Below are 17,811 nucleotides of genomic sequence, written 5' to 3' on the forward strand. Positions count from 1 at the left end.
CGATGAACGATCTAAACCGTATGCCAGAGCCTGTAACCTGGCAGGATAGCGAACTATTGGAATGTGTATCGGTGATCCCCGAGATGCCAAATACCGCTAGCTTCACCTTTCGCGCCCCTTCAGGGGCGCTATTCTCCTATGCTCCGGGACAGTTTTTGACGCTGGAAATCCCGGCGCCCGATCAGCCGGGTGGCGTGGTGCATCGTACCTATACGATTTCCTCTTCGCCGTCTCGACCTCGATCTATCACCATTACGGCTAAAGCTCAGCTTGACAGTATTGGTACTCGCTGGTTGCTTGATAATCTGCGTCCGGGGACGCGGATCAAAGCGATTGGCCCCGCAGGGTTATTCACCAATGCAGCTAGTTCTGCGCGTAAATATCTCTTTATCTCAGCGGGTTCCGGTATCACGCCGATGATGTCGATGACCACTTGTATGTGGGACGAAGGGCGGGCGCTTGATATTGTATTTATCAATTGCGCCAAACGACCATCTGAGATCATTTTTCGAGAGCGCCTAGAGCACATGGCCAGTCGTACCCCCGGACTAGATCTGAAATTCGTGGTCGAAGGGCCAGACACCTACAGCCCATGGATCGGCTATCAAGGCCAATTCAATCAGTTGATGCTTGGTCTGATGGCCCCGGATTATTTGGAACGCGAAGTCTATTGCTGCGGCCCCGAACCTTTCATGACCGCGGTAAGAGAGGCATTAGCGGGGTTGGGCTTTGATATGAGCCATTACAATCAGGAAAGTTTTGGCGCGCCAGTGATTACGGAGCCTGATCAACCAGATTTAGATGATGTCGTGCCAGATGACGACAACAAATCGGAGATCGTATTCGCGACGTCTGGGGTAACAGCCCGAGTGGCGGAAACCGATACGGTTTTGGCCGCTGCGCGCTCTGTGGGCCTTAACATTGCGTCTGGTTGTACCTTTGGGGTTTGCGGAACATGCAAGGTCAAGAAAACTTCTGGCGAAGTGCATATGGTCCACAATGGCGGTATTTCGGAAGATGACATTGATGCAGGCTTTATTCTTGCATGCTGCTCAAATCCATTGGGACGAGTGGAGATTGATATATAGAAAGAGGGAAACGCTAAAGGCGTTTCCCATTCGTCTTTGATGGAAAACCTTCGGGACGATCGCTTTCATCGTTCACAGTTTACGACCAACACGCGGAGTTTGGGTTCTTAATGCTTGTGTGCCGGTCTTTGTTGTTCGTGCAGAAGGGAACTGGATATTCTCGCAGTTGAATGCTCTACGCGACATCTAATTTTCAGTCTTTTGTCTCCATTATGACGATCATTCGAGTTCCGGGTTCCAGCGCTTCGTAAACATGTGGGCGGTCGGCGGGGTAACGGTAGTAATCGCCGGGAGACAGGGTTTCTTCTGCTTCTAACGGCCCTACACGGGCCACACCAGTGCAAAGAATGGCATGTTCATATGTGCCATTAGGGTGCGGGGTCGAACGGCGCGGGGTTCCGGGCTCAAGGTCTACGCGATAAATATCGCGACGTGTACCGGGCGGACAATTGGCCAACAATGTTGTTTGATATGTAGCGTGATCTGATCCAACTGTATCGCCTTCGTTCGCACGTACAAGGCTAACATCAGGTTTGCTTACTTCAAATAACGTCGAGAAGGTCACTTCTAACGCTGCCGCGATGGCCCAAAGGGTTTCAATACTTGGGTTGCCTTTTCCGGATTCAAGCTGTGACAAAGTGGATTTAGCCAGGTTTGCGTTGGCAGCCAATGCAGAAAGGCTCAGGCCTTTGCGGAGCCGTTCTCGCTGAATTGCGTTGGCTATGAGGTCATTTGGAGTCATTTGTTCGCCATAATGAACGGTTGTATTTTTTAATGAACGCGCTTACGTTCGACTTAGTGAACGATGTTCGGCAAAGAAGGTCAACTATGACAGCAGTTTCCATATCCAAAATGTCTGAAATTTCTCTTGGGGCCAGGGATATGCTTCCGATGGCACTTGCTGCTGCAACTTATGGTGCGGCTTTTGGATTGTTGGCTTCGCAGTCAGGGTTTTCGTTTGGGCAGTCTCTAAGTATGAGTGCGCTGGTTTTTGGTGGATCAGCTCAGTTGGTTGCACTTGATCAGCTGACCGCAGGTGCCGGGATAACAGCAGCTATTTTGGCAGGGGCAGCTTTAAACATGCGTATTTTGTTGATCACCGCAAGTATGCGTGCTGCGCTGGTCAATCGTCCGTGGTGGCAAGTTGCCTTGGGCGTTTATCTGGCCACCGATGCATCTGTCGCGCTCATGCAAACGGCCAAAAGTCGAGGCGCATTGGCAAGCTACTGGTATCTTTGTGGTGGTGGGGCTTTTCTGTTGTTGGTCTGGATCTTGGCGACCAGCCTAGGGGCGCTGATGTCTCAGGGTATTCCGGACCCTGCCCGTCTGGGTTTAGACTTTGCAATTGTGGCTGTTTTTGTTGCTTTGCTGCCGGGCCTTTGGCGAGGGCGCAACGATTTGTTGCCGTGGAGTGCTGCGGCAGGTGTCGTTTTGATGTTTACATGGATGTTCCCATCGCAGGCCAGTTGGGCGTTGATTTTAGGGGCTATTATAGGCGCGATCACTGCGGGAGTAACTCATGACGACTGAAATCTGGCTATCTATCTTGGGTCTAGGGGTTGCGAGCTATGCAATTCGTCTTGGCGGGTATCTGTTGGCGTTGCGGCTACCCCAAGAAGGCGGGTGGGCCCGCGGTATGGAGGCGCTGCCGGGCTGTTTGATTGTGGCGTTAGTGGTGTTGATGATGATTAAGGGTGGAACAATTGAATGGATAGCGGGGGGTGTTGTGCTTCTGGTCGCGGCAAAGACTCGAAACTTGCCGACGTCCATGTTGGTGGGAATGGGCCTTGTAGCGGGCATGCGTATTTTAGTGCTATGAACTCGGTCAATGGTCATCAGAAAGATTAGTCCCCGAGTGGCTGAGGCCCCATTCTTCCATGATACGCAGTGAGTGACGCACGTATTCTGCGCAAATTTTCTGTCGTTTGTTCAGATTTGGTTTGGGCGACAGCCATCGCAATAGCGTCTATTATCACAAGATATGCATATCGCGATGCGGTAGGCTTATGGACATCTGGGTCTTCGGGTAAATCTAAGGCGACGGCGCAACGTGCGATCTCTGCCAGTCGGCTGTTGCTTTTTGTAATAGCGATTGTGGTGGCGCCATACGGATTGTTCCAAACCATGCGTGCGTTGTTGCCAATATGCTTGATCACGTCGAACTGGTTCGAGTTGACGCTTCGGTTGGCCTAACACAGGTTGCTGCACGGGGGCAGGTTTGGTGACGGAAATTATGGGTGTTGGCGTTGATTGGGGATCGAGCAATATTCGCGCTTGGGCGTTTAAACCTAACGGAGAAATTGCTGCTAAGTCTCACCTAGAGTTGGGTCTGGCTGACGCGCGTTCGCAAGGGTTTGACGGCGTATTTGAGCAGTTGAAATCTCAGATGCAGCTTCCTCCGCAAACAATGTTCGTAGCTTGCGGTATGAATGGTGCGATATATGGTTGGGTACACCTCCCCTACATTACGTGTCCTGCGGCAGCGCCAGTTGTTCAGGCATCAGCAATTGACGCAAAAAAGAATGATCTTTGGGTTTTGCCGGGGTTATCCACATCTGATGGTGTGCCAGATGTTATGCGTGGTGAAGAAACGCAAATTTGTGGCGCGATTGCATTAGGGCACTCTGGGTTGATGTGTTTACCCGGAACGCATTTGAGCTTGGGCTTAAGACGGCTCCAGAAACGCTACTGTTAAACGCATTGTTTCAGACACGTAGCCGCGTTTTATCCGAAACATTGACCCCGCATCAAAGCACTTGGTTTTTGTCGGGGTGTTTGATTGGCAGTGAAATCGTTAGGGCAAACCCAAAGGGTGATGCTGTTAAATTAATCGCTGATGGAATGCTTGCAGAGTTGTATTCGAGGGCATTTTCTAAATTCAATATCGAAATGGTTCAGCTTTCTGCAACGACATGCACAACGCATGCTTTGTTTGGCGCGTTGCGACCTATACAAATGAGGCACTGATGGAAATTGATATAAACACCCTGCACGGCATCCCTATTTTGGCCATCTTAAGAGGTGTTCGTGTTGCTGAAGTTCTGCCCATCGCTGAGTGCCTGATTTCAGCGAGCATCAGACGTATCGAAGTCCCTCTCAATTCGCCAGATGCATTTATGTCCATCGGGCATTTGATGCCGATGCGCTTATTGGTGCTGGAACGGTTCTTGCACCAGCTGATGTTCTTCGGCTTCATGAAATTGGCGGTCGGATTGTTATATCACCTAACTTTGATCCCGCGGTTGTTTCTACGACAAAATCAGCTGGAATGCCGTCCTGTCCGGGGGTGTTTACCCCTTCCCAAGCATTTGGGGCGCTCAATGCTGGTGCGGATATTCTAAAGCATTTTCCTGCTGATTTACACGACCCCGCTGCCATTTCTGTGTGGCGCGCTTTTTTACCTACGACAGCGCAGATCGCTGCAACAGGTGGGACCAATGCCGAAACTTTGTCTTCGTGGCTTTCTGTTGGAGTTGATATAATTGGGGTTGGTAGTGCTCTTTTCAAACCTAAGGATGACCTCGATAAGGTCAGACCAAACGCACGATGGAAAATGTCATCGCAGTTTTAGCAAAAGCCGAATGCACATTGAACGACGTTGCGAAAGTAAATGTATGGCTGGGCGATCCTCGTGATTTTTGGACCTTCAACAAGGTCTATGCCAGCTATTTTCCCGATGGTGCCCCTGCGCGTTCTACTGTGCGATCGCAATTAATGGTTGATGCCAAAATTGAAATTGACGTGACTGCATACAAACCACTTAAGTAAAAGCCAAATTTACGGTGGGTTTGCGAATGGCATGACAGTAACGAGAGATGTGAACCGATCGTGGGACCGGTTCACATTGTTGCTGGTTAGCTTAGCATTTTTGTGCTTTTCGGATCGTAAAACGGGGTCAGGCTGACATCAGCGCCTATTTCTTGCCCTTCAACCATAACCGAGTAGGTGCCGGTTTCAATATCGGTTTTACTGGTGGACCCATCGGGCAAAGAGACAAGACAAAGCCCAACCGCGCTTCCGATTGTATAACCATAAGCCCCGGCGGTGACGTACCCTGCGACTTTGCCATCTCGTAGAACTGGTTCGTTGTGATGCAGCAGTGGCGCGCTATCATGTAATCTTAGAGCGCACAGATAGGGGCCTTTTCCTTCTGCTTTGCGGCTAACATAGGCATCGCGACCGATAAACGGGATTTCTTTTTTTGGTTTACATGCGAACTCTAGTCCCATTTGATGTGGCGCTTCTGTGTAGGCCATATCGTGTCCCCAGTGAACAAATCCCTTTTCGATCCTAAGCGCGTTTAAAGCTTCGCCGCCTATCAGCTTTAAACCAAATTCTTGACCGGCTTCGTGCAACATATCAAAGACATGTTCTGCGAAATCAGGCGTGACAAAGATTTCCCAACCAAGTTCTCCAGAATAAGACAGTCTTTGCGCCTTCACTTGTGCGTGCCCAATGTAAAATTCTTGCCAGCTGTTGAATGGAAACGCGTCGTGAGACACATCAATGTCGCTGACCGCTGCAAGAAGGTCACGGCTTTTCGGTCCCATGATCCCCAAAACACCGAAGGAGGATGTTGCATCGCGTAGTTGTACATCTTCATCTGGCTGTAAATGATCCCGCAGATGTAGGAAATCACGCCGAGTATGCGAAATTGAGCTCATCACCATAAATGACTCTGAGGCGTGGCGGGCAACCGTTACATCGCTTTCAATACCGCCCCTTTCATTTAGCATTAGGGTATAGGCAACCCGCCCCACAGGCATAGCCATGTTGTTGGTGCAAATGCGTTGTAGGAAGCTTTCGGCATCAGGCCCTTCGACCATCAGCTTGCCCAGCATGGTGTAGTCGATCATCGCGACATCTTCGCGTGCTGCTTTTTGTTCTGCTTGGGCGTAGTCAAACCAGTTTTGGCGCCCAAAACTGTATTCGAGTTCTGGCGTCGTGCCCTCTGGCCCAAACCAGCCGGGGCGTTCCCAGCCTTGGGTTTCTGTAAAGAACGCGCCCTTGGCTTTCATCGGATGATAGAATGGGGATTTTCGCAAATGGCGTGCGGTTTCACGTTGGCGGTTTGGCCAATGCATTGCATAGGTTAAAACCAAAGTTTCTGGACAACGCTCCTGCAAATAGGGGTCGCGTGCTTGGAACTCTTCGCAACGGCTTGGGTCCATTTCGCTCAGGTCCATCGGCGGATGGCCTTTCATGATCCACTGGGCCAAAGCCCGTCCCGCACCAGAGCCGGATTGAATACCCGTCGAATTTACACCTGCCAGGACAAAGTACCCTTTAACATCCGGTGCTTCGCCCAAAGTAAACCGCCCGTCGTAAGAATAGCTTTCTGGGCCATTGAAGAATGTCCGGATACCAGTTTCCTGCAAAAGCGGAACGCGGTTCATGGCCAGTTCCAGCACATCCATTACGTCGTCTTCGACAAATGGGAGCGAGTCAAAGCAGAAGTCTTCTGAAATACCTTTCATGCCCCATGGCTTTGCATAGTTGTGGGCAAAGCCAAACAGAAGCTTTCCTGCATCTTCTTTGAAGTAGGTTCCATCGCAATAAGACCGAAGAACGGGTAAATCGCTTGGTAAATCTTTGATGGCTTCGGTGACGAGGTAATAATGTTCGCACGCGTGCAGCGGTACGCCAACGTTGTTTTGCTGACCAAGGCTTCGTGCCCACATACCCGCGCAATTAACCACGAAGTCCGCTGTGATAGTTCCTTGGTCTGTACGAACGCCGCTAGCTTTTCCGTCGCTGACCAGTACTTCCTCAACTTTTATGTGTTCGATGATTTTCGCGCCGCGTTGGCGTGCACCTTTGGCCAATGCAGTGGTGAGGTCAATTGGGTTGGCCGAACCATCGCTTGGCATATAGATACCGCCCAAAACGCCATCTGGGTTCATCAATGGCCAGCGCTCTTTGATCTCATCCGTGTTGAGGTAATGCGCTTCGATATCAAACAATGACGCGAAATCAGCTTTGCGTTTAAGTTCGGCCATGCGTTCATCATTGACAGCAATTGAGATAGAACCAGAACGCCGATACCCAGGGTTTTGGCCTGTTTCTGCTTCGATATCCTCAAGTAATTCAATACCATATTTGGCAAATGCGGTCGTGGCGTGACTGCCTTGCAATTGGCCCACCAGCCCTGCGGCATGCCAAGTGGTACCGCTGGTCAGCTGCTTGCGTTCTAATAGAACAACATCTGTCCAACCTTCTTTGGCCAAGTGATAGGCAACGGAACATCCATGAATACCGCCACCAATGATGACAACCTGCGCGTGGGAAGGAAGCTGTTTTTGCATAGTCGTAGTCCTGTTAGAAATGTCGAGTTAGCTGCTGTAAGGCAGTGGGCATTTGAAAAGCTGCCCGGCGTTTTCAAGATGATCGTCGATGCCTGCCAAGCGCAGCAAATGCCATGCGAGTGCGTGATTGCTGGCGGTGACGGGTTTGCCTAGCTTACGTTCCGCTTGGTCGATGATGCCTGCTGCACGTAGGCTGGTGCATGAGATAAAGACACCGTCACAATCCGATGATTTACCGATTGAAATAGCGGCGGACAGAATTGACTCTGGGTCGATTTTACCTACCACCAGATCGCTTTCTTCGTAGAAGGAGCCAACAATAGCGATCTCAATGCCGGCGTCTGCAAATTTTCGCTGCATCGCATCGGTGACTTCTGGGGAATAAGGGGTCAAAAGACCTAAGCGTTTTACACCCATTGCACGCAGGGCTGCCTTTGCTGCTGTTAATGGATTGGTCGCGGGGATGCCGGGGTGATGTTCGCCGATGATATCTGAAACGCGGTCTTCGCCAATAATTGTGGAAGCAGAAGTGCATCCATATCCGATGGATTTCAGCCCCATATAGTCGGGTAATTTACTGGCAGCGATGGGGATCTCATTTTCCATCTTAGCTAATGTTTCCGGGGTCACCGTTACATCATTGGCCAGTCGGGCATGGTAGACAGCAACACCAGGTAGATCGGTTAACTGTCGAAATTCCGTTTCCATTGTCTGGTCCGATTCGAGCACTAATAATCCGATGCGGGCGCGATGACCGACGCCAGAATCCGTAGTAAAATCCAAACGTTTGACAATTTTTGGTTGGTTCGAGTCTTTCATGTTTCACCTTTTGCGCCACAAGGATTAGCTTGAGTTGTCTTTGCAAGCTTTTAGTTGGTATATACCAAGAAAGCTGCAACACAAAGAAATTTTTGGAGCATAAAAATGGCCCCTGCATCAGGCACTCCGCCGCGATTTAGGCAAATCGTTGATCAGCTGAGACAAAAAATCGAAGAGGGTTCTATAAAAAAACACGCCGCGTTGCCATCGGAACGTATTGTTGCAGAAGAGTATTCCGTCAGTCGAATGACCGCTCGGAGAGCCTTGGAAGCGCTTGAAAGCGAAGGCTTGGCATATAGTGAAGGCCGTAAAGGGCGATTTGTTTCACCACAGCGATTGCGATATAATATCAGCAATATGGTTAGTTTTGCATCTGACCTTCAGGCAAGCGACGCGGATTTGGAAATTGACCTTTTGTCAAAAGGGGCTGCCAAAGCGGATTCACATTTGGGTAATGTACTATCTGTTCCAGTTGGGACCGAACTTTGGGAATATACTCGGTTGTTTCGAATAGGTGGGCATCCGACATTTATCGAAACCGAATATGTCGTTGCCACCGATTTCCCTGATTTATTGGATAACGATCTGAGGCAATCGTCGACCAAACTGCTTGAGCAAAAATACAATACGTCTGCTCATACCGGAAATATCCTTATACGGATGCGCGCACTCACTCTTCCAGAGTCTGAAAAGTTGGGGACAGCTCCTTATAATGCGGGCATTGAGCTGGAACAGGTGATCTCTGATGCGGCTGGCCGGGCGTTTTGCTTTGGCCGTCAGATTTGGCGGGGGGAACTGGCTGAGTTTTCGGCACAGGCGATCGTAAACCCCGGTAAGGGGCGTTGAAAATTTTGGGTTTTAAACCGGCAGTTTCGTATCATTTCGTCCATTTTCTGAAATCAGTCACCGATTGAGGTAGATAAGATTTATTTTCTCTCAGATGGGGCAATATTTGACGCCTTTATTCGATCAATGGTCGTAATGTTTTGTAATGGTCTAAAGGACGAAAAATGGACGAAATTCATAAGAAACTGATCTCCATACGCCATGATTTTCATCGCGATCCTGAACTGGGGTTTCAAGAAGTACGCACCAAAGCCAAGGTAGCAGAGCGGCTGCGAAACCTTGGAATAGAGGTGCATGAAGGTGTTGGCGTGGTTGGGGTTTTGAAATCCGGCACCGGTAATCGCGCTATTGGTATTCGCGCAGATATGGATGCTTTGCCAATTCATGAACAAAGCGCACATGACTATGTTTCAAATAACCCGGGTGTGATGCACGCCTGTGGGCATGACGGTCATACGACCATGTTGCTTGGCGCTGCTGAAAAATTGTCAAAAACCCGAGATTTTGACGGCACCGTGGTGTTTATTTTCCAGCCGAACGAAGAGCATGGCCTCGGTTCATTAGCGATGATCGAAGAAGGAATGCTAGAGCAGTTCCCAATCGAAGAAGTCTACGCCATTCACAATTTACCGGGTGCACCTGTCGGACAGATCTCCACCCGCCCCGGTCAGATTTGTTCTAGCGAAAGCCTGTTTGAGATCACCATCAAAGGCCAAGGCGGGCATGCTTCGATGCCGCAGGTCGGTGTGGATGCAATTACAGTTGGTTCTGAAATGGTGCTGGCGCTTCAGACCATTGTGTCACGAAAGCTTGCGCCGGGTGCTGGCGCTGTGGTTTCGATCACCGAATTTTTAACCGACGGTCAGCGCAATGTGTTGCCGGGCAATGCCACGTTAAAAGGCGACGTGCGCGCACGCCTTCCAGAGGACCGCGAAGCGTTGGAACGTTTCATGCGTCAGATTACAAATGGGATTGCAGCAGCGCACGGCATTTCAGCTGAAATGACCTTTGATACGCAGTTTATCGAAACAATCAATGCCGCTGAGCCGACGGATGCCGTCGCAAGAGTGGCACGCGCCCAAGGGTTGGAAACCATAGCAGACCGTCCGCCCATGAGCTTTTCTGAGGATTTTGCACATTTCAGCGCTGCAGTATCCGGGTGTTTTCTTTTGCTTGGCAATGGGGAACAGGGGCCAAATGGCCAGCCACTGCATGCCGCTGATTATGATTTTAATGATGACCTTCTGCCAATCGGATCAGATTTCTGGGCCGAACTTGTTCGCGATCGTCTTCCAACTCGACAGGAAACCGAATGACACATCTCCTTCCCGAAGCCAAAGTTGGCCATATCGCAGCCCAAATGCGCCAGGGCGATGCGGCCCAACGCGTTCTATCCGAACAAAATTTTGCAACCTCACGTGCCGAAATCATGCAATGGGAAGGTTATGCTGAGACACCTCTTGTGTCTCTGCCTGCATTGTCCGCAAAAATTGGCGTTGGTGAAATTCTCTATAAAGACGAAGGGCCGCGTTTTGGTCTGGGTAGCTTTAAAGCTTTGGGTGGATCCTACGCCGCTCAACGTGTGTTGCAACGCGAAGTATCAAAAAAGATTGGTAAAGACGTGTCGTTGGAAGACATCCGCATAGGTCGCTACAAAGAGGAATGCGCGTCGATCACGCTGGTATCTGCGACAGACGGCAACCACGGGCGTTCGCTTGCGTGGGGATGTGAACGCTTTGGGGCACCGTGCCGTATCTATATTCACGCTGAAGTGAGCGAAGGCCGCGCCCAAGCAATGCGTGAGTTTGGGGCGGATGTCGTTCGGATCACTGGTGACTACGACGAGTCCGTTATTCTGTGTAAACAAGAAGCCGAAGCAAACGATTGGTTTGTGGTTTCGGACACTTCATGGCCGGGCTATTCTGAACCGCCGCGCGACGTGATGTCAGGCTACGGCGTAATGACCCAAGAAATTTGTGATGCCGTGGATCAGGCACCAACCCATGTCTTTTTGCAAGGCGGCGTTGGCGGTCTTGCTGCTGGGGTTGTCGCGGGTTTGCGCCAACATTGGGGTGCTGCTGGTCCGCGTGTTGTGATTGTTGAACCTGAACTCGCAGCGTGTTTGTTTGAAAGTGGTCGCAATGGCAAAGCCACAAATTTTGCAATTGCCGAGGAAACTCTGATGGCAGGCCTTTCGTGCGGCGAGCCATCTGGCATGGCCTGGGAGATATTGGCCGAAGAAGCGTCTGACTTCTTGACCATTCCAGAAGCTATCGTTGCGCCTACTGTTCGCCTGTTGGCGCGTCCGTTGGATGGTGATCCCGTGATCGAAGCTGGTGAAAGCGCAATTGCTGGTCTAGCGGCGTTGATCGCGGTGCAAATGGACGATGATCTATCGGTCAAGCTTGGCCTGAATAGTGCATCCCGTGTTCTTTTGATCGGTTCCGAAGGTGTCACTGATCCTGCAATCTTTGCTGAAATCATGGAGGGCGCACATGCCGCTTAATGCTCCTGTTCGCGGTTTTGATCAAAGCGAATTTGAAACTCGGACTCTGAATGCGCAAAAAAGAATGGCAGAGCAAAACCTAGATGGTTTGCTTTTATTGTCAGAACCTGAAGTGCGTTATTTTAGCGGCTTTCAAACTTTGTTCTGGCAAAGCCCAACACGGCCTTGGTTTCTGTTCGTGCCAGCTTCAGGAAAGCCAATTGCGATCATCCCGGAAATTGGCGCGGCACTTATGCGTCAATCATGGCTCGAGGATATTCGCACTTGGAGCGCCCCTGCCCCAGAGGATGATGGCATCAGCTTATTGACCGACCTCTTAGCGCCATTGGCGGCTAAGGGTGCCCGTCTTGGTGTGATGAAGGGTCACGAAACGCTTTTGCGTATGCCGCTAGGAGATTGGGAGCGCCTTGTCGCGAACTTGCCGGGTTTGGAAATGCCAGATGCGACCGCGCTGGTGCAAGGCTTGCGTATGGTGAAGTCTCCGGCGGAGATTGAAAAGCTTGCACATATCTGTGCAATTGGTTCGTCCACCTTTGCGCGTATTCCTGAGATCATCAGCGAAGGGATGCCATTGGAAGAAGTCTTCCGAGGATTCCGACGCGAAGCATTGTTAAACGGTGCCGATGATGTTCCTTATCTTGTGGGTTCTGCAGGATTAGGAGGATATGAAGATGTTATCGCTCCGCCATCACGCCGTCCGCTGCAAAAAGGTGATATCCTGATGCTCGACACAGGTGCCACGTGGGATGGGTATTTTTGTGACTTCGATCGTAACTATGCAATTGGCACGCCTGACGATGAATCGCGTCGTGCTTATGATGTATTGTTTCGCGCGACAGAAGCAGGTCTTGCCGCAGCTAAACCGGGGCAAACTTGCCGTGGACTGTTCCAAGCGATGCAGTCTGTTATCGCTGAAATGGATGATCAGGGCGGTGATATTGGGCGTTTGGGGCACGGGCTAGGAATGCAATTGACCGAGCAACCTTCGCATGCAGCGTTTGATAATACTGTACTTCAGGAAAACATGGTGCTGACACTGGAACCATCGCTTGGCTACGGAGAGAAACGTATCATGGTACATGAAGAAAATATCGTGATCCGTGCTGATGGCGCAGAACTGCTAAGCACACGCGCTGCACCTGAGATGCCGATCATTTAACCAATCCATCTTTTGTAAAACGTGAAAAATGGCCTGTTCGCACAAACGAACAGGCCATTTTCTATTTGTCATGATCGCGTAATTGACGCGCAAGGTATTGTTGAAAATACCAAACCGTGCGTTCTTTTGGCGAAAGCCGACCAGGTTCGGCGGCCAAGGCCCCAGCGTTTTCAGCGATAGAACCGATAATAGGCTTATCTTCTTCGTTTATTGCGTCAAAGCCTGCTTTCAGTTCCGCCGCGTAAGCATCGCGTTCTTCTTTTCCTTCAGGAAGAGTGCCGGGAAAAATATCAGATCCCCAGAAGACTTTCACCTTATCAACTCCGTAGGGCTGCAATGAAAGCCAGAATGTACGCTCTCCAACAATAGAAACCACGTGGCAAGGAAAAATTGCGAAAAGCACCGCCTTTGTCTTTTCCTCTTCCGTCAATTGCGTGTTGGCCATCGGAAGATCAGAACTGCGTTCATAGCTTTTGCCCGGTACACGACCCTGTTCATACAGGCTATAGGCATCACCACCATGCAGCGCGTTAGCCAATTTGGTTGGCATTGCAGGCTCGATGGTTTTGGCGTGCGCTACAAAGAGGTGATAACCTTCGACAAAGTTCTGAACGAGAATTTTCCAGTTGGTGTCCCAGATTTCTTCTGCACGAAACAGGGTGGTGTATTCCGACATCCGATAGTTGGCGTAAGCATCGCTAATAGGTTGCAGCCTTGGTGCTAACGGCTTTGCTTCTGGGTCAAGTGATACGTAAACCCAACCTTCCCAAACCTCGACCTGAAACTGTGGGAGACATACTTCTTTCTTATCGAAGTTATCGCGCATGTGGGCCGCACCAATGAGCTGACCATCCAAGTTATAAGTCCATGCATGGTAAGGGCAAGAAATACGGCCTTTGAGGTTTCCAGAGCCTTCTACCAATGTTGCCATACGATGACGGCAAACATTCGACATCGCCCGCAGAACGCCGTCGCGATCTCGTAAAACGATCACTGGGTCGCGACCAATTTTTGTAGTGCGGTAATCACCCGGGTTGCTGAATTCATCAATCCGGCCAACACAAAACCATTCGTGGTTGAATATTTGGTCTAGCTCGAGTTCTAAGAACTCTGGCGATGTATATACCTGTGGGGGCGTTGCCTCAGCCAATTCATCGGGGAGTTCGGCATTGCGTTGCAGAGCATCCAGCAGTTCGTCTAAGGGCATATGTGGTTTCATGATTTATCCTTGCTAAAAGATTGGTTCACAAACTCTTTGGCTGTTGAACGGAGAGTCCATATTGTTGAGCGCTTTCAAATAGAAGTTCGCACAAAGACGCAGCAAAACTGCGCGGTATAAGTAAGTTGAACCCGTCTGCTCCGCGCCAAAGCGTTACGCCCACGTGGTGAAACGCCGTGGTCGCAGCGGTACCGACAGGAAATGCAGATAAGCGCAAATCGATTGGTAGGAACTGGTTCAAGAGAGTTGCAGATTTTTCACCTGAAACCTGTATCCACGATCTTGAATGAAGAAGGTTCAAAGCGACACCCTGATCAACTTCCAGTGTTGGCTCCAGGGGCAGTTTACCTGTTGGCGTAATGAGCCACCATTTAAGTGGTTCAACGCGAAAAACGACACCTGCCCCACTTGATTGAACCGCTCTGGGATTTATTGCAGTTTGGCTGCCGATCAATTGTGCGGCATGATTGGCGACTGTTTCGACGGTGTTTTCCCAAGCTGCAAACTGGAACAAGTCGAAATCTTTGATTTCTTGCAGAACGACATTGCTGATACCCTGATCACCGTGGCGTCCTAAGGTCAAAGTGCTTTGTAAAGATGTCACTGTGTTAACCATGCATCCGTTCCCCTTTTGGATCAAACATGTGGGGTGAAACGATTTCAACTTCGATTTCGCCAGCTCGTGTTGGATCGGACGCGATGAGGGTCTGATTCTGCCAAGCCGCGTGTCCGCCCGTCACATAACCGAGCCCAATCCAGTGGCCCAATGCAGGTGAATGGGTTACGGCGGTGACCCAACCTTCGCCAAATCCTTTTACGTTTTCTTTTTCACATAGCAGCGCACCGCCGTTAAATGTTTGATTGCGGTTCTTAGGAAATATCCCCACCAGCTGCGCGCGATCCGATCTCGTCAATTCAGGTCTTTGGCGTAGGGCACTACCGATAAAGGCCTTTTTGGTTGATGCCATTTGCCCCAGACCCGCGTCGTCAATGGTTACTCTGCCGTCCAGCTCTGCACCGGTGACATGGCCCTTTTCGATACGCAACGTGCCAAGTGCCTCTAGTCCATAAAGGCAACCACCCATCGGTTTGGCCGCATCCCACAATAGATCCATCATCGCTTCGCCGTGGTCAGCGGAAACATATATTTCATAGGCCAATTCACCAGAGAAACTGATCCGGGCGATGAGGCAATCTATCCCACCTTTCAAGGTGGTCTTTCGGACGCCCATAAATGGTAAATTTTCAGCGGCGATCACACCTGCATCTTCTAAACAACTGGCAATTGCGGTACGGGCTTTGGGCCCGGCGATTGATACCCCTCCCCATTGGTCGGAAACAGAGCTGACATGTACCCGAAGTTCTGGCCATCGCAGCTGTAATAATTCCTCTAACCATACCATTACTTTGCCAGCATTGGTTGTTGTGGTCGTCATTAGGAAGCTGTTTTCGGATAGGCGCCAAGTGGTGCCGTCATCCATGACCATTCCGTCGTCACGTAACATGATCCCATAGCGGGCCTTGCCTACGGGAAGTTTAGCAAATGCATTTGTGTAGATGCGATTCAAAAACTCCGATGCGTCAGGGCCTTGCACCGCAATCTTTCCTAAGGAACTTACATCACAAATTCCTAAGGTCTCGCGAACTGTGGTGGCTTCGCGAATGTAGGCCTCGTTGAGTGTTTCACCGGGCCTCGCAAAATACCATGGTCGATGCCATAGCCCTGCTTCAGTCATGGTCGCGCCATGCTTAAGGTTCCAGTCGTGCATAGGTGTACGGCGCAGGGGTTTAAAGTGCTCCCCTGTGTTTCGCCCCGCGAGTGCGCCGATCGCAATTGGAGTGTATGGTGGGCGAAATCGCGTCGTCCCGACATCAGGAATTTCTTTACCTAAAGCGTCTGCCATTAAAGCGAGCCCGATGATATTGCCCATTTTGCCTTGGTCTGTGGCCATTCCTAATGTTGTGTAACGCTTGAGATGTTCGACTGAAACAAAGCCTTCTTGATGTGCCAATCGTACATCGCTGGCGGTAACATCGTGTTGCGGGTCAACAAAACTTTTGGTTTTTTGACCCGCAATCCGCACCTCATAAAGGGGTTTTAGCGGACGCTCCCATCCGACAGCCGAAGGTGGTTTTACATCTTCGCCCATAGCCAATGAGGCGGCCGCAAGGCCGGAGGCTTCGCAATCGTCGTTTTGCCAGTACCCGGCGGCCGATCCCGCCATGGTGACATTGTCATTGCATTTACCGGGTAGAAAGCAGGCGTCTTTAGCGTTCCAAATTGGTTTTGACCCACGATGTGATTGGAGATTCACAACCGGGGACCATCCGCCCGACACGAGTAACAAATCGCAGGATAGAACGTCATCAGCGATCCATTGGGTGCCATTAGGTCGGGCCAATTGAACGCCAGAAACAATCTTGCGTCCAAGTGCTTTTAATGGGGCCAGTCCAGTTTTAACAACAACGCCAACCTGCGACATCTTGTTCAGGAGCGTATTGGATAACTCTGTCCGCAAATCTACAACGGTAACTTTCGCACCGGCCTTTACCAGATCAACGGCTGTCCGATAAACGGAATCGTTGTTTGTGGTGATGACGATGTCTTGGCCGGGTAGAACGCCAAACCGGTTTAAATAACTGCGCGCAGCATTGGCGGTCATAACACCGGGGCGGTCATTGTTCGTGAAGGCGACCAAACGCTCTAACGCCCCGGTTGCCAGAATGGTCGACTCTGCGCGTACGGTCCAGAACCGTTGCCGAGGCTGGTGCAATGGTTTTACCGAAAGGTGGTCGGTGACACGTTCCAACAGCCCTGCTGTGCCAAAGTCATACAGGCCAAATGCAGTGGTGCGTGTCATGATCCGAACGCCTGCGGCCTTTAACGCGTCTACTAATGTCGCGCGCTTTAACTCAACAACAGGGTCAGATTGATTTAGATAGTCTCCGCCGAGTTCGAAGTCCTGTTCGATCAGAATGACATCTTTGCCCTTCTTGGCCGCAGCCAGCGCCGCAGACAACCCGGCTGGTCCAGATCCAACCACCAGCACATCGCAATAAGCATGGCTATGATCGTAGTGGTCAGGATCTGCAGCGCGTGATGCTTCGCCCATGCCCGCCGCTTTGCGGATTAACTTTTCGTATTGCATCCAAATACCGGTGCCACGTCCCCATTCAAAGGGCGGCAGACCCATAAATGTCTTGTAATAGAACCCAGCAGAAAAGAACCGTCCAAACAAACCCAGTACTGCCCCAGCATCACAACGCACGTTGGGCCAAGCGTTTTGACCTTTTGCTGATAAGCCTGAAAACACTTCTTGAGTCGTTGCTTTAACGTTTGGATCTAAATATGCGCCCTCACCTAGGGTAACAATTGCACCAGATTCCTCGACCCCCGCTGACATGACCCCACGCGGGCGATGGTATTTAAAGCTACGCCCCAAAATCTGTTGACCGCTGGCCATCAAAGCAGAGGCAAGCGTGTCTCCCTCGAAACCCTCAATTGTTTTCCCATCCCAAGAAAACGTAACTCTGCGAGATCGATCAATTCGCCCGCCTGTGTTCAAACGAGTAGCGGTCATTTTATCGCTTCCAATGCTGTGGTTAAGCCAGTTTGGGCAGGCCGTACGGATCGAATTTCATGCGTCATCGTATCGCGTTCTACCAACAACCACATTCTGCATCCGTTGACATGTTGCCATGTTTCAGTTTGCATTCCGCAAATATTGTCACGCTGAAAAACAGCATCGTGCCAATCTTGGCTGGATGCCTCTAACGCCGGATACTGCACCGATCCATCACCGCCATAACTAAATTCGCTGTGGTCTCTGACGCCACAAAATGGGCAAGGAATTCTGATCATTGTGTAC

The 17,811-nt window shown here is 50.5% G+C and carries 17 protein-coding genes and 1 pseudogene; 11 read left to right on the forward strand and 7 right to left on the reverse strand.

The window, feature by feature from the left end; translation table 11 throughout:
- Window positions 1-2: 2 nt before the first annotated feature.
- A complete protein-coding gene (locus tag G9C99_RS17890) occupies window positions 3-1,088 on the forward strand; it encodes a hybrid-cluster NAD(P)-dependent oxidoreductase (RefSeq protein ID WP_166418913.1) in 1,086 nt (361 codons plus the stop codon).
- A gap of 193 nt (window positions 1,089-1,281) precedes the next feature.
- Here the strand turns inward: G9C99_RS17890 and G9C99_RS17895 are convergent, their stop codons facing one another.
- Complete coding sequence (locus tag G9C99_RS17895; protein ID WP_166418914.1) at window positions 1,282-1,830, reverse strand: helix-turn-helix domain-containing protein; 549 nt, start codon at window positions 1,828-1,830, stop codon at window positions 1,282-1,284.
- An 86-nt stretch (window positions 1,831-1,916) separates the two neighbouring features.
- Between G9C99_RS17895 and G9C99_RS17900 the strand changes: the two genes are divergently transcribed.
- From G9C99_RS17900 to G9C99_RS17935, 6 genes and pseudogenes are all read left to right on the forward strand, one after another.
- Entirely contained in the window at window positions 1,917-2,618 is a 702-nt protein-coding gene (locus G9C99_RS17900) for an AzlC family ABC transporter permease (RefSeq protein ID WP_166418915.1), read from the forward strand.
- The gene (locus tag G9C99_RS17905) at window positions 2,608-2,907 is read left to right on the forward strand and encodes an AzlD family protein (RefSeq protein ID WP_166418916.1); all 300 of its coding nucleotides are present in this window, start codon (window positions 2,608-2,610) and stop codon (window positions 2,905-2,907) included. Before G9C99_RS17900 ends, G9C99_RS17905 begins: the two co-directional genes overlap by 11 nt.
- A gap of 68 nt (window positions 2,908-2,975) precedes the next feature.
- The gene (locus G9C99_RS18355; protein WP_205859898.1) at window positions 2,976-3,281 is read left to right on the forward strand and encodes a hypothetical protein; all 306 of its coding nucleotides are present in this window, start codon (window positions 2,976-2,978) and stop codon (window positions 3,279-3,281) included.
- 40 nt (window positions 3,282-3,321) lie between these two features.
- Window positions 3,322-4,055: pseudogene (locus G9C99_RS18730) on the forward strand (2-dehydro-3-deoxygalactonokinase).
- Window positions 4,056-4,143: 88 nt separating this feature from the next.
- A complete protein-coding gene (locus G9C99_RS18735; protein ID WP_166418919.1) occupies window positions 4,144-4,659 on the forward strand; it encodes a beta/alpha barrel domain-containing protein in 516 nt (171 codons plus the stop codon).
- Window positions 4,635-4,856 carry a RidA family protein gene (locus G9C99_RS17935; RefSeq protein WP_231704134.1) on the forward strand — a complete coding sequence of 74 codons (222 nt, stop codon included), beginning with the start codon at window positions 4,635-4,637 and terminating at the stop codon, window positions 4,854-4,856. Before G9C99_RS18735 ends, G9C99_RS17935 begins: the two co-directional genes overlap by 25 nt.
- Before the next feature lie 86 nt (window positions 4,857-4,942).
- Here the strand turns inward: G9C99_RS17935 and G9C99_RS17940 are convergent, their stop codons facing one another.
- Complete coding sequence (locus tag G9C99_RS17940) at window positions 4,943-7,393, reverse strand: GcvT family protein (RefSeq protein WP_166418920.1); 2,451 nt, start codon at window positions 7,391-7,393, stop codon at window positions 4,943-4,945.
- Between the two features lie 27 nt (window positions 7,394-7,420).
- A complete protein-coding gene (locus G9C99_RS17945; RefSeq protein ID WP_231704135.1) occupies window positions 7,421-8,101 on the reverse strand; it encodes a maleate cis-trans isomerase family protein in 681 nt (226 codons plus the stop codon).
- Window positions 8,102-8,317: 216 nt separating this feature from the next.
- Here G9C99_RS17945 and G9C99_RS17950 point away from each other — a divergent pair, with 216 nt between their 5' ends.
- The 4 genes from G9C99_RS17950 (at window position 8,318) to G9C99_RS17965 (ending at window position 12,723) form a co-directional block, all read left to right on the forward strand.
- The gene (locus G9C99_RS17950) at window positions 8,318-9,058 is read left to right on the forward strand and encodes a GntR family transcriptional regulator (protein WP_166418922.1); all 741 of its coding nucleotides are present in this window, start codon (window positions 8,318-8,320) and stop codon (window positions 9,056-9,058) included.
- A gap of 164 nt (window positions 9,059-9,222) precedes the next feature.
- A complete protein-coding gene (locus G9C99_RS17955) occupies window positions 9,223-10,374 on the forward strand; it encodes an amidohydrolase (protein ID WP_166418923.1) in 1,152 nt (383 codons plus the stop codon).
- Window positions 10,371-11,564, forward strand: coding sequence for a diaminopropionate ammonia-lyase (locus G9C99_RS17960; RefSeq protein WP_166418924.1), 1,194 nt, complete (start codon window positions 10,371-10,373; stop codon window positions 11,562-11,564). Before G9C99_RS17955 ends, G9C99_RS17960 begins: the two co-directional genes overlap by 4 nt.
- Window positions 11,554-12,723, forward strand: coding sequence for a M24 family metallopeptidase (locus G9C99_RS17965; RefSeq protein ID WP_166418925.1), 1,170 nt, complete (start codon window positions 11,554-11,556; stop codon window positions 12,721-12,723). The genes G9C99_RS17960 and G9C99_RS17965 overlap by 11 nt, the downstream gene beginning before the upstream one ends.
- Before the next feature lie 61 nt (window positions 12,724-12,784).
- Here the strand turns inward: G9C99_RS17965 and G9C99_RS17970 are convergent, their stop codons facing one another.
- From G9C99_RS17970 to G9C99_RS17985, 4 genes are read right to left on the reverse strand one after another with little or no spacing between them, the layout of a single operon-like run.
- Window positions 12,785-13,942, reverse strand: coding sequence for an aromatic ring-hydroxylating oxygenase subunit alpha (locus G9C99_RS17970; RefSeq protein ID WP_166418926.1), 1,158 nt, complete (start codon window positions 13,940-13,942; stop codon window positions 12,785-12,787).
- A 25-nt stretch (window positions 13,943-13,967) separates the two neighbouring features.
- Entirely contained in the window at window positions 13,968-14,558 is a 591-nt protein-coding gene (locus G9C99_RS17975; RefSeq protein ID WP_166418927.1) for a sarcosine oxidase subunit gamma, read from the reverse strand.
- A complete protein-coding gene (locus G9C99_RS17980; protein ID WP_166418928.1) occupies window positions 14,551-17,523 on the reverse strand; it encodes a sarcosine oxidase subunit alpha family protein in 2,973 nt (990 codons plus the stop codon). Before G9C99_RS17980 ends, G9C99_RS17975 begins: the two co-directional genes overlap by 8 nt.
- Window positions 17,520-17,804, reverse strand: coding sequence for a sarcosine oxidase subunit delta (locus G9C99_RS17985; protein ID WP_166418929.1), 285 nt, complete (start codon window positions 17,802-17,804; stop codon window positions 17,520-17,522). Before G9C99_RS17985 ends, G9C99_RS17980 begins: the two co-directional genes overlap by 4 nt.
- Between the last annotated feature and the right edge of the window lie 7 nt (window positions 17,805-17,811).

The organism is Cochlodiniinecator piscidefendens, assembly GCF_011326755.1.
Taxonomy (GTDB): Bacteria; Pseudomonadota; Alphaproteobacteria; order Rhodobacterales; family Rhodobacteraceae; genus Cochlodiniinecator; species Cochlodiniinecator piscidefendens.

Excerpts from the sequence above, each read along its gene's own strand:
- G9C99_RS17950 (WP_166418922.1), top strand. The coding sequence starts at position 8,318 with ATGGCCCCTGCATCAGGCACTCCGCCGCGATTTAGGCAAATCGTTGAT.
- G9C99_RS17900 (WP_166418915.1), top strand. The coding sequence starts at position 1,917 with ATGACAGCAGTTTCCATATCCAAAATGTCTGAAATTTCTCTTGGGGCC.
- G9C99_RS17935 (WP_231704134.1), top strand. The coding sequence starts at position 4,635 with ATGGAAAATGTCATCGCAGTTTTAGCAAAAGCCGAATGCACATTGAAC.
- G9C99_RS17980 (WP_166418928.1), bottom strand. The coding sequence starts at position 17,523 with ATGACCGCTACTCGTTTGAACACAGGCGGGCGAATTGATCGATCTCGC.
- G9C99_RS17940 (WP_166418920.1), bottom strand. The coding sequence starts at position 7,393 with ATGCAAAAACAGCTTCCTTCCCACGCGCAGGTTGTCATCATTGGTGGC.
- G9C99_RS17985 (WP_166418929.1), bottom strand. The coding sequence starts at position 17,804 with ATGATCAGAATTCCTTGCCCATTTTGTGGCGTCAGAGACCACAGCGAA.
- G9C99_RS17975 (WP_166418927.1), bottom strand. The coding sequence starts at position 14,558 with ATGGTTAACACAGTGACATCTTTACAAAGCACTTTGACCTTAGGACGC.
- G9C99_RS17945 (WP_231704135.1), bottom strand. The coding sequence starts at position 8,101 with ATGGAAACGGAATTTCGACAGTTAACCGATCTACCTGGTGTTGCTGTC.
- G9C99_RS17965 (WP_166418925.1), top strand. The coding sequence starts at position 11,554 with ATGCCGCTTAATGCTCCTGTTCGCGGTTTTGATCAAAGCGAATTTGAA.
- G9C99_RS17970 (WP_166418926.1), bottom strand. The coding sequence starts at position 13,942 with ATGAAACCACATATGCCCTTAGACGAACTGCTGGATGCTCTGCAACGC.
- G9C99_RS17895 (WP_166418914.1), bottom strand. The coding sequence starts at position 1,830 with ATGACTCCAAATGACCTCATAGCCAACGCAATTCAGCGAGAACGGCTC.
- G9C99_RS17905 (WP_166418916.1), top strand. The coding sequence starts at position 2,608 with ATGACGACTGAAATCTGGCTATCTATCTTGGGTCTAGGGGTTGCGAGC.
- G9C99_RS17960 (WP_166418924.1), top strand. The coding sequence starts at position 10,371 with ATGACACATCTCCTTCCCGAAGCCAAAGTTGGCCATATCGCAGCCCAA.
- G9C99_RS17955 (WP_166418923.1), top strand. The coding sequence starts at position 9,223 with ATGGACGAAATTCATAAGAAACTGATCTCCATACGCCATGATTTTCAT.
- G9C99_RS17890 (WP_166418913.1), top strand. The coding sequence starts at position 3 with ATGAACGATCTAAACCGTATGCCAGAGCCTGTAACCTGGCAGGATAGC.